At 66.7% G+C, this 10,585-nt stretch carries 11 protein-coding genes; 4 read left to right on the top strand and 7 right to left on the bottom strand.

Annotated elements, in window-relative coordinates:
• The 5 genes from HY019_RS21490 to HY019_RS21470 all read right to left on the bottom strand — a co-directional run.
• On the bottom strand, positions 1-393 hold a 393-nt coding region (locus HY019_RS21490; protein ID WP_290696046.1), incomplete at its 3' end, for a hypothetical protein.
• Between the two features lie 109 nt (positions 394-502).
• Positions 503-673, bottom strand: coding sequence for a hypothetical protein (locus tag HY019_RS21485; protein WP_290696044.1), 171 nt, complete (start codon positions 671-673; stop codon positions 503-505).
• Positions 674-750: 77 nt separating this feature from the next.
• Entirely contained in the window at positions 751-939 is a 189-nt protein-coding gene (locus tag HY019_RS21480; protein WP_290696042.1) for a hypothetical protein, read from the bottom strand.
• Positions 940-1,153: 214 nt separating this feature from the next.
• Positions 1,154-2,683 (bottom strand): glycerol kinase GlpK, encoded by a 1,530-nt coding sequence (gene glpK, locus HY019_RS21475; RefSeq protein WP_290696040.1) that lies wholly within the window; start codon positions 2,681-2,683, stop codon positions 1,154-1,156.
• Between the two features lie 49 nt (positions 2,684-2,732).
• Positions 2,733-3,515 carry a DeoR/GlpR family DNA-binding transcription regulator gene (locus HY019_RS21470; protein WP_290696038.1) on the bottom strand — a complete coding sequence of 261 codons (783 nt, stop codon included), beginning with the start codon at positions 3,513-3,515 and terminating at the stop codon, positions 2,733-2,735.
• 148 nt (positions 3,516-3,663) lie between these two features.
• Here HY019_RS21470 and glpD point away from each other — a divergent pair, with 148 nt between their 5' ends.
• Positions 3,664-5,316: a glycerol-3-phosphate dehydrogenase gene (gene glpD, locus HY019_RS21465; protein ID WP_290696036.1), complete on the top strand. Its 1,653-nt coding sequence runs from the start codon at positions 3,664-3,666 to the stop codon at positions 5,314-5,316.
• A gap of 69 nt (positions 5,317-5,385) precedes the next feature.
• On the opposite strand, the gene HY019_RS21460 is transcribed toward glpD, so the two are convergent.
• Positions 5,386-6,456, bottom strand: coding sequence for an AraC family transcriptional regulator (locus HY019_RS21460; protein ID WP_290696034.1), 1,071 nt, complete (start codon positions 6,454-6,456; stop codon positions 5,386-5,388).
• A gap of 85 nt (positions 6,457-6,541) precedes the next feature.
• Here HY019_RS21460 and HY019_RS21455 point away from each other — a divergent pair, with 85 nt between their 5' ends.
• From HY019_RS21455 to HY019_RS21445, 3 genes are read left to right on the top strand one after another with little or no spacing between them, the layout of a single operon-like run.
• Positions 6,542-7,348 carry an SDR family oxidoreductase gene (locus tag HY019_RS21455; protein ID WP_290696032.1) on the top strand — a complete coding sequence of 269 codons (807 nt, stop codon included), beginning with the start codon at positions 6,542-6,544 and terminating at the stop codon, positions 7,346-7,348.
• A gap of 44 nt (positions 7,349-7,392) precedes the next feature.
• Complete coding sequence (locus HY019_RS21450; RefSeq protein WP_363302806.1) at positions 7,393-8,478, top strand: hypothetical protein; 1,086 nt, start codon at positions 7,393-7,395, stop codon at positions 8,476-8,478.
• Entirely contained in the window at positions 8,475-9,482 is a 1,008-nt protein-coding gene (locus HY019_RS21445; RefSeq protein ID WP_290696030.1) for an NAD-dependent epimerase/dehydratase family protein, read from the top strand. Before HY019_RS21450 ends, HY019_RS21445 begins: the two co-directional genes overlap by 4 nt.
• Positions 9,483-9,497: 15 nt before the next feature.
• On the opposite strand, the gene HY019_RS21440 is transcribed toward HY019_RS21445, so the two are convergent.
• Complete coding sequence (locus HY019_RS21440) at positions 9,498-10,481, bottom strand: hotdog domain-containing protein (RefSeq protein WP_290696028.1); 984 nt, start codon at positions 10,479-10,481, stop codon at positions 9,498-9,500.
• Positions 10,482-10,585: the final 104 nt, after the last annotated feature.

The following is a 10,585-nucleotide window of genomic DNA, read 5'->3' as shown; positions in this document are numbered from 1 at the left end:
GGCATCCAGCCGGGGCATCCAGGCATTGGCCCAGGCCTGCTGATGCTGGGCCTGCGTGGCCTGCGCCTGGGCGTCGGCCGCGCGGTTGCTGGCGGCTTGCTCAGCCCGTTGCAGCAGCTGGGGCCAGGGGGTGGCAATGGGGCTCTGCCCAGCCGCCACGCCCGGGTTGGCCAGCGCGGTGCCGCCCGCCATGGCCGAGGGTGTTGGGGTGAATGCGGGGGCCTGGGCCTGCAAGGCGCCCAGGCTGAGTGACCAGCGCAGTGGCACATCCAGGCCTGAGTCGGCGTGGGCACACGGTGCGCATGGGCACAGCAGGGCCACGAACAGCAGCGGCCAGCCTGGGCGCCTTGCACTGGCAAGGGCCGCAGCCGGCACCGGGGAGGGCAGGGACAACGAAGACATCAAGCCAAGGCGACCAAAAGGCAAAGGCCGCATGAAAGCGGCCTGGAGATCGACCAGGGCGCAAGCCTGGCCTATCCATGAGCAAAAGAGGGCACAGACCTCAGGCCTTGGTGCCCAACTTGCTCCAGTCGAGGTTGAACAGCTTGAGGATCACCTTGGCGCCGTCCACGATGTTGACGTGGACGTAGCCGGCGGGGATGTTGACGTCAACCGCGAGTTGGGGCTGACCGCCCGCGACTTGGTTGACTTCCTGTTGAGACAGTGTGCGCATGGTGCGTGCTTTCCGGGGTGGGTGAAACAACAACCGCCTTGGAACAAGGCCCCAAGGCGGTCTGCATCAGGCGAGAATTACTTCTTGCCCCAGATCACGTTGACCAGCACGTCGACCAGGTTGTTCTTCACGGTGACGTTGGTCGAGCCTTCGGGCTTGCCCACCACGCTCACGTTCACCAGGGTCTTGCCGATCTGGGCCAGGAAGTCAGAGAAAGCGCTGCCGCCGTTGACCACGGCCACTTCTTGTTGAGTCAGAGTACGCATAAAAGCTCCAGTTGGTGATTTGATAATGTTTATCGAATAACGGCTCGAAGCGTGTTCGGCCGGCGACCAATTTAGGCTTTAACGCGTTACGTTATGCCCCTAGGGCTAGGGGGATCGTCTCCTGGATTGGGGTGATTTCCTGTCGGGCAGACCCGACGATGCCGTTGCCCTTGCGGGTTAGTACGGCATCAGCCCGACGCAAGCCCTCGCTGCGTCAGTGTTGACAGGCTTGTCGCACGGCGTGTTCCCAGTGGCCCATCAACTCGTCGGCGCGTTCGCGTGACAGCGTGGGGTAGAAGGTGCGCTCGGCGCGCCACAGGCGGGCGATGGTGGTGGTGTCGGCATAGACACCGGTGGCCAGCCCGGCCAGGTAGGCCGCGCCCAGGGCCGTGGTTTCGACCACCTCGGGCCGTACCACCGGGATGCCCAGCAGGTCGGCCTGGAACTGCATCAGGAGGTTGTTGACGCAGGCGCCGCCGTCCACGCGCAACTCGCTCACCGGGCGGCCACCGGCGGCCACGGCATCGCGGCTCATGGCCTGCAGCAGGGCCGCGCTCTGGAAGGCGATGGATTCGAGCGCGGCGCGCGCGATGTGCGCCACGGTGCTGCCGCGTGTGAGGCCCACGATGGCGCCGCGTGCATCGCTTTGCCAGTAAGGCGCGCCCAGGCCGGTGAAGGCGGGCACGAACATCACACCGCCCGAATCGGGCACGCTTTCGGCCAGGGACTGCACCTCGCTGGCGGCCTTGATGGCATGCAGGCCATCGCGCAGCCATTGCACCACCGCGCCGCCGATGAACACGCTGCCTTCCAGCGCATAGGCGCGCTGGCCGGGCAGTTGCGCTGCGGCCGTGCTCAGCAGGCCGTTGGCCGAGGTGCGCACGTCCGCACCGGTGTGCATGAGCATGAAGCAGCCGGTGCCGTAGGTGTTCTTGGCCAGGCCCGCTTCAAAGCCGGCCTGCCCGAAGAGCGCCGCTTGCTGGTCCCCCGCGATGCCGCCCACGGGCAGTGCCGGCAAGCCGGGCAGGGCGGCCTTGTCCGGGCCCCACACGGCGGGCGCGGCTTCGCCAAACAGGTGGCTGGACGGGCGCACTTCAGGCAGCACCTCGCGCGGGATGCCCATGAGCGCCAGCAGCTCGTCGTCCCAGTCATTGGTGTGGATGTTGAACAGCATGGTGCGCGAGGCATTGCTGACATCGGTGGCGTGCACGCGGCCACCGGTGAGGTTCCACAAGAGCCAGCTGTCCACGGTGCCAAAGGCCAGCTCGCCACGCTGGGCGGCCTCGCGGGCGCCGTCCACATGGTCCAGCAGCCATTGCAGCTTGCTGCCCGAGAAGTAGGGGTCGATGACCAGGCCGGTCTTGGCGCGAATGGTCTCGCCCAGGCCTTGCTCGCGCCATTGGGCGCATTGGGCTTCGGTGCGGCGGTCTTGCCAGACGATGGCGCGGTGCACGGGCAGGCCCGTGTCGCGGCGCCACAGCAAGGTGGTTTCGCGCTGGTTGGTGATGCCGATGCCCTTGAGCTGGCGCAGATCATGGCCTGCCTGGTGCAGCTGGGCGAGTGCGGCGTGCGCGGTGTCGCGCTGCGTGGCCCACAACTCCAGCGGATCGTGCTCGACCCAGCCGGGTTGCGGGTAGTGCTGGCGGATCTCCAGCTGGGCGCTGGCCAGGATCTGGCCTTGTTCATCGAAGACGACGCTGCGCGAGCTGGAGGTGCCTTGGTCAAGCGCGAGGATCAGTGCCATGGTTTTTCTGGTGATGAGGGGGCGGGATGGCGGTGCGAAGCGGGACGCGTCAGGACGCGATCGTCAGGCCCACATCCCATTCCTGCAGCATCTTGGGATAGGGCGCAGGCGGCAAGGCATCGGTGAAGACGCGCTTCATGGTCTGCAGGTGGCCCACCTTGGCCAGCTCGGCCTCGCTGAACTTGCTGACGTCGGCCACCAGCCAGGTCTCGCGCGCCTGTTCGACCAGGGTCTGGGCCACAGGCAGTTCACGCAGATCACGGTCACGCAGGGTGCCGTCTTCGTCGATGCCCATGGTGCTCATGATGGTGTAGTCCACCTTGAACTGCTTGAGGAAGGCCACGGTGCTGTCGCCTTCCAGGGCGCTGTCACGCGAGCGCAGCACGCCGCCGGCCACGTGGACCTTGCAATTGGGGTGCTCGCTGAGCAAACTGGCCACGTGCAGGTTGTGCGTGATGACGCGCAGGCCGGACTTCTTGAGCAACTCGCGCGCGACGGCCTCCACCGTGGTGCCGATGCCCATCATCAGCGAGCTGCCATCGGGGATGGCGGCGGCCACCGAGCGGGCGATGCGGGCCTTGGCGTCGGCGCGCAGGGCCTGGCGCTCTTTCCAGGCGCCAACCTGCGGGGCCACGCGCGGCAGGCTCACGCCACCGTGAAAGCGCTGCAGCAGGCCGGCGTCGGCCAGGCGCTGCACGTCACGGCGCACGGTCTGCATGGTCACGTCCAGGCGCTGAGCCAGCCGTTCGACCGATACCGCGCCGCGCGCACGCACTTCTTCCAGCAAAGCCAGCTGGCGCGGGTTGGGGCTCCATGCCGATTCAGGGTTCATACCGGGTCTCCATTGACTGTTTTCGCGCAAATTTCCGGGATATGCGAAGCGTATACGAAAAAAAACAAACACAAAAGAATATAAACGCGCTTGTGTTGTACGCTCTCGTGTCGTAAAACACGACATTGCACCACTGAAGGAGCCTCGTTTGCAGCCGGCAAGCCCCCCACCCCCGCAGAAATCCGACGATCACACCAGCGAAGCGGACTATCACTGCGATGTGCTGGTGATCGGTGGCGGCATCAATGGCGTGGGCATTGCCCGCGACCTGGCCGGGCGCGGATGGCGCGTGGTGCTGTGCGAGCAGGAGGACCTGGCCAGCCACACCTCGTCGTCGTCCACCAAGTTGATCCATGGTGGCTTGCGTTATCTGGAGTATGGCGAGTTCGGCCTGGTACGCAAGGCGCTGATGGAGCGCGAATTGCTCTTGCGCTCGGCCCCGCACATCATGTGGCCGCTGCGCTTTGTGCTGCCGCATGACGCGTCCATGCGCCCGGCCTGGATGATCCGCCTGGGCCTGTGGCTGTACGACAACCTGGCGCCGCGCGAGTTCCTGCCGGGTTGCGAGTCGGTGGCGCTGAACAAGTCGCCCCTGGGTGAGCCGCTCAAGCCAGGCTGGACCAAGGGCTTTGTGTATTCGGATGGTTGGGTGGACGACGCCCGCCTGGTGGCCTTGTGCGCGCAGGACGCCGCCGAGCAGGGCGCCCAGGTGCTCACGCGCACGCGCTGCGAAGCCATGCGGGCGCATGCTGGCGGCTGGCGCGCCACGCTGGCTCATCTGGACCCGGCCACGCAGGCCGCCACCCATCGCCTCACGGTGCAAACGCGCCTGGTCGTCAACGCCGCGGGCCCCTGGGCCGAGCAGATGCTGCGCCAGGTCATGGCCGTGCCCACCACGCCGGGCAAGGGCGGGGATGCCAATGAAAAGCTGCGCCTGGTCAAGGGCAGCCACATCGTCGTGCCGCGCATCTTCAACCACGACCACGCCTACATCTTCCAGGGGCGCGACAAACGCATCATCTTCGCCATCCCCTACGAGCGCGATTTCACGCTGATCGGCACCACCGACATCGAACACAAGGCCCCGCCGGGCCATGTGCAGATTGACACCGAAGAGGTGATCTACCTGTGCCAGGAGCTCAGCCGCTACCTGCGCCGCCCCGTGCAGCCCGGTGACGTGGTGTGGAGCTATGCCGGTGTGCGCCCCTTGCTGGACGATGCCAGCGGCAAGGCCTCGGCCGTGACGCGCGACTACCGCCTGCAAGCGCATGCGCGGCCCGCGCCCTGGTTGACCGTGTGGGGCGGCAAGCTCACCACCTTCCGCCTGCTGTCTGAAGAGGCGGCCGATGAGGTCGGCCGGATGCTGGGTGACGAGCGCCACCACTGGACGGGCGACGCCACGCTGCCCGGTGGCTTCCTGGGTGACCTGATCGAAGAGACCAGCAACCCGATGGCCGACATGGCCGAGTTCCAGGCCCGCCTGCGCCGCCGCCATCCCTGGATGGACCTGGGCCTGATGCGCCGCTGGACGCGTGCTTATGGCGGGCGCGTGCTGCGCCTGCTCGACGGCGTGCGCTCACGCAGCGACCTGGGTGCCGAGGTGGCGCCCGATCTGTACGAGGCGGAGCTGTTCTACCTCAAGCGCCACGAGTGGGTGATGACGGCCGACGACGTGCTGTGGCGGCGCAGCAAGCTGGGCCTGCACTACACACCCGAGCAGCGTCAGGCCGTGGCCGACTGGTTCGCAGCGCAGACCAAGGTGGGGCAGCAGGGCTTTCACCACAGCGCCATGAGCCGCTGAGTTGGGCCGTTGAGTCGGGCCGCTGAGTGGCTGCGCGTCTTCCGGCGCCGTCACCCATGTCATGCGTGCTCAGCCGATGGCCTGTTGCCGCCATTGCAGCGGCGCCAGGCCCGTCCAGCGTTTGAAGGCCCGTGAAAACGCGCTTTGCTCGGCGTAACCCAGCAGGGCGCTGACCTCGGCCAGCGTGAGGCGCTGGTCACGCAGGTGCAACTCGGCCACTTGCTGCAAGGCCGCTTCACGCAGCTCGCGAAAGTTCAGCCCTTGCTCGGCCAGGCGCCGGTAGAACACGCGGGGTGACAGGCGCAGTTCATGCGCCACTTGCTCCAGCTCGGGCATGCCCTGCGGCGCCAGGTGCGCCACCACGCGGCGTGCCATTTCTGCCAGGTCGCCCGCTTGCGGCAACTCGGCCATGGCCGCGTCCACCTGTGCTTCCATCAACTTCAGCAAGGTGGGATCGGGCTGGCGTAAAGGGGCGGCCAGGGACTCGACCGGGATCACCAGTCGGGTCACGGGCTGCCCAAACCGGACCGGGCAGCCAAAGTACGCGGTGTACGGCCGGATGTCAGGCGGCGGCGGGTTGACGAAGTCCACGGCATGCAGGGCCAGGGTCTGCCCGCACAGGTCACGCCCGAACTGCACGATGCCGGTGATGCCCACCTCATCGAACAAGGCGCCAGGCTTGCCATGGGCGACGCCCCAGCGCAGGATCAGTTGCCCGTCGCGCAACTCGTGCTCGATGGGGTTGATGTCGTGGACCAGCCGGTGGTAGCGCTGGATGCGCATCAGTGCGGCCCCCAGGTTCTCGCAAGCCAGCAGCACATAACCCAACGCGCCCAACTGGCTGGGTTGCATGAATTGCCCCAGATGCAGGCCCAGCAAGGGGTCATGCAGGCGCTCGGCCGCGCGGATCAGCAGGCCGCAATAGGCCTCGGCGGGCATGCGCCCAAAGTGCTGCGCGGCATCCAGGCTGAAGCGGCGGGGGATCAGCTCGTGGGGCGGCACGCCCTGGGTTTGCAGGTAGTCCGCCAGCACGCGCAGAAAGCTCAGGGGCACCATGCCCTGGATGGCGTCACGCTCATACAGCCGGGCAGGCAGGGCAGGCGTGGTGCGCGCCGGTGATCGCAAGGGTTGAGGGGGCATGGACGAAATTGTCAAAAACACGGTCGATGTAGTCAAGACCTGACAACCCTGACCCTCTATGCTGGCGATCACGACAGGAGCATCCATGGCCACCACAGCACACCAGACAACACGCAAGAGCATTTTCATCACCGGCGCGGCGGCTGGCATTGGCCGGGCCGTGGCCGAGCGTTTTGCCAAGGCCGGCTGGTTCGTGGGCCTGTATGACGTGGACGAGGCTGGGGTGCAGGCTTTGCGCCGCCAGTTGGGCGAGGCCAACTGCCACGCCGGGCGGCTGGATGTCAGCTGCGTCGAGGACTGGTCTGCGCAATTGCGGGCCTTCCACAAAGCGGCCGGTGACAGGCTGGACGTGCTGCTCAACAACGCCGGCATCGCGGTGACCAGCCCGTTTGAAGAGGCCGAACTGGCGCGCCACCATCGCCTCATCGACATCAACCTCAAGGGCGTGGTCAACGGCTGCCACACGGCCTTGCCCTATCTGCGCGGCACGCCGGCTGCGCGGGTGGTCAACCTGTGCTCGGCCTCGGCCCTGTATGGCCAGCCCATGCTGTCGACGTATTCGGCCACCAAGGCGGCTGTGCGCAGCTTCACCGAGGCGCTGGACATCGAATGGCAGCGCTTTGGCATCCGCGTGGTCGACGTGCTGCCCTTGTTCGTCAACACGGCCATGGTGGCCAATGACGTCAGCAAGATGAAGACCGTGCAGACGCTCGGTGTGCGCCTGAGCGCGGACGACGTGGCGATGAGCATCTGGAAGCTGGCTCAAGGGGCGCCGGGGCGTTTGCCGGTGCACACACCGGTGGGCCTGCAGACGCGGTTCTTTGCCTTGCTGTCCAAGCTCTCGCCTGATGCGGTCAACCGTTTCGTGACGGCCCGCATGGCCGGGCAGTGAGTCTCTTTCAGCCCCCATCCTTACCCGTTTTGTAGCGAGTTCCCATGAACATGATGACGACGCCCATGCCGGCAGGCATGCAGGCGCTGGGCGACTTCGACCATGCGCGCCATTCAAGCAGCCCGCAGGTGCGATTGCAGGAGGTGCGCAGCCGCGCGCAGGCCTTGCGCGAGCGCATGATGGCCGAGCCCGAGGTGCTGTTCTACCGCAGCTTCAACCTCATCCGCGCGCCGTACCCGACCTACTATGCGTTCTCCGGGGTGTTTGCGCACCGGGGCTTCAAGTTCCCCTTGATCCACCTGTTCAACAAGCTGTTCGTGGTGCAGTACCGTGACCACGACAAAGTGCTGCGCACCTTGATGCTGTCCCCCACGGACCACGAGGCCAACCGCGAGACGCCCTTCTTCAAGCGCCTGGCTCAGGGCGTGCCGCGCAGCCTGATCAATGTGATCGCGCCGCAGTACAACACGGTGGAAGGCGCGCTGGCGGAGTGCGGCATCACGCCCGATCAGGTGGACTACATCAGCTACGACCACCTGCACACGCATGATGTGCGCAAGTGGCTGGGCTCACATGGCCAGCCCGGTTATTTCCCGAAAGCGAAGCTGCTGGTGCACCGCCAGGAATGGGCCTCGACGCAAGCCTTGCTGCCCATCCAGGCCGACTGGTATTGCCCGCGCGGCATCGACGGCATCGCACCCGATCGGGTCATCACCTTTGAAGGCAGCCTCAGCCTGGGCCCCGGCCTGGCCCTGATCCACACGCCCGGCCACACCGAAGGCAACCACGCCATGGCGGCGCGTGTGCCCGATGGGATCCGCGTGACCAGCGAAAACGGCGTGGGCGTCGATGCCTACGAGCCCTTGAACTCGCGCATCAATGCAGTCAGGCGGTATGCGCAGCACACGGGGGTCGAGGTCATCCTCAATGGCAACACGCTGGAGGGCAGCAACGACCAGTACATCTCCATGGTGCTGGAAAAGACCCTGGCCGGGCGATCGGCCAACCCGGACTACCCGAACTGCGCCACCTCCAGCGAGCGCACGCCGTTCTGGGCCTTTCCGGGCGATGTGGCCAGCCATCTGTTTGGCGAGGCGCATTTCGGCCAGGTGCAGAGGCAGACCAAATGAGCGCCAGCATGAACGGGCATGAGCAGACCGTGCTGGTCACCGGCGGGTGCGGCTTTCTGGGCCGGGCGCTGGTCGGGCTGATTCTGCAGCGCACGCGCTGGGCTGTGCGCGTGCTCGCCTTGCCACATGAAGCCGTGCCGGCGGGGTGGGGTGAGCGGGTGCAGATCCTGCGTGGCGACATCACGCGGGCTGACGATGTGGAGCGCGCCGTCAAAGGTTGCTCGCATGTCTTCCATCTGGCCGCGCTGGTGGGGGACGCCGGCAGCTATGCCGCACATGATCGCGTCACCGTGGGGGGCACGGCCCATGTGTTCGAGTCGGCCTTGCGGCACCAGGCCATCGTGGTGCTGACGACCAGCATCTGTGCGTATGGGGATGCGATCCAGCACAGCGTGTGCGCGGAAGACACGCCTTTGGGCAGGGCGCAAGGGCCATACGGCAAGGCCAAACAAGGGCAGGAAGCCCTGGCCTGGCGCTTCAACGCTCAGGGTGGGCAGGTGTGTGTGGTGCGCCCGGCCAACATCGTCGGCCCGGGCTCGGGCCCCTGGTTGCTGGATGCGGCCCATGCCTTGCGCCAGCGCTTGCCTGCGCTCATTGGCGGGGGGCAGGGCCATGCCGCGCTCACGGTGGTCGACAACGTGGCCGACTTCCTGTTGTTGGCGGCACAGAACCCGGCAGCGTATGGCCAGGCCTTCAACATCCATGATGACCTGCCGGTGACCTGGGTGCGCTATTTCAACGATCTGGCCGTGTTGATGGGGGCGCCGCTGCCGCGCTCGATCCCGCGCTGGCTGGCCTATCTGGGTGCCAGCGTGGTCGAGCCGCTGTTCAGGCGCCTCTTTCAGCGTCAGCGCCCACCGGTCACGCGCGAGGCGCTCAACCTCATCGCCTGGGACAGCCGCTTCCCCACAGGCAAGGCCCGTGCACTGGGCTGGGCGCCCAGAGTCTCTTACGGGCAGATGCTGCTGGCGCTGGCCAAGGACATCCAGGCGCGCGGCCTGTAGCCGCGCAAGGCCTGGTCAGCCCTCGTCGCGCGGCATCAGGCAATGCCCCCGCGCCTGCGCCACGGGCCGCTGCGGGTCGTCCTGCCAGATCGACACCTGCACCAGTGCCACGCGGTTGCCTTGGCGCACCGTGGTGCCCTGCACAAAGGTGTCCACCGGCTTGGCCGAGCGCATGTAGGCAATCGCGAAGTCAATGCCGCGCGGCACGCCCTTGATGGCCGGGTTGGTGTTGGTCAGGTGCAGGATCATGGCCGTCTCGCCCAAGCCTGCCAGCACGCCGCCATGCAAGGCCGGCAGCACCGGGTTGCCGATCAACTCGCGCTTGAAGGGCAGGCGGAACACCGGCCCCGCGTCGATCTGCGCCTGCTGGCGGATGTCGAGGAACTCCACATACGGCGAGCGGCCGGGTGGCAGCGCCAGCGCTTCAGGCACATCAGCCCGCTGGCTGACAAACACGGGGCTGGGCTCGATGCTGGCCGGCGCGCTCAGGCTGGCCGCAGCCTGGGTCGGTGTCAACGAGGCCTTGGCATCCACGCCGGGTGCACCCATGTCCTTGCGGCGGGTGTTGGCCGTGGCGCGCATGAAGGTCGCGTTCACCGTGGCCACCGGCTCATCCTGCCCGATCTGGAACACCTGGCCGCGCACAAAACCGATGCTGCGCGACAGGCGGTAGCACTCGGCCTTGCACACCAGATCGGTCATGGCCATGGCCGGGCGCAGGTAGTCCATGCGCAGGTCCAGCGTGGCGATGGGCTCGGGGGTGTCCATGGCGGCGCCCACGGCCAGGCCGCAGGCGGTGTCGGCCAGCACGCTCAGGCAGCCGGTGTGGATCATTTGCAGTTCCGAGTCACCCGTCCACGTGTCGCGTGCGGGCTGGAACAGGCTCACCGTGCCCTTGCCCAGCTCGGTCACTTTCATGCCCGAAGCCGCGGCATAAGGAATGCCGGCGATGAACGCGTCGGCCCAGGTCTGGCGGATGTCACCTGAAAAAATGCTCATGATGCGAAAAATCCAAGGGAGGCTAGAAGGAACTAGGTAGAAACGCGGAGAAGCGCCATTGTCCGCCACTTCGCCCGCTTGTGGCGAGCAGTGCCCTCGCCACG

The organism is Aquabacterium sp. (genome assembly GCF_016195855.1).
Classification (GTDB): Bacteria; Pseudomonadota; Gammaproteobacteria; order Burkholderiales; family Burkholderiaceae_C; genus Aquabacterium.
The sequence above is the reverse complement of the archived record's forward strand: the minus strand, read 5'-3'. Positions and strand labels throughout refer to the sequence as shown.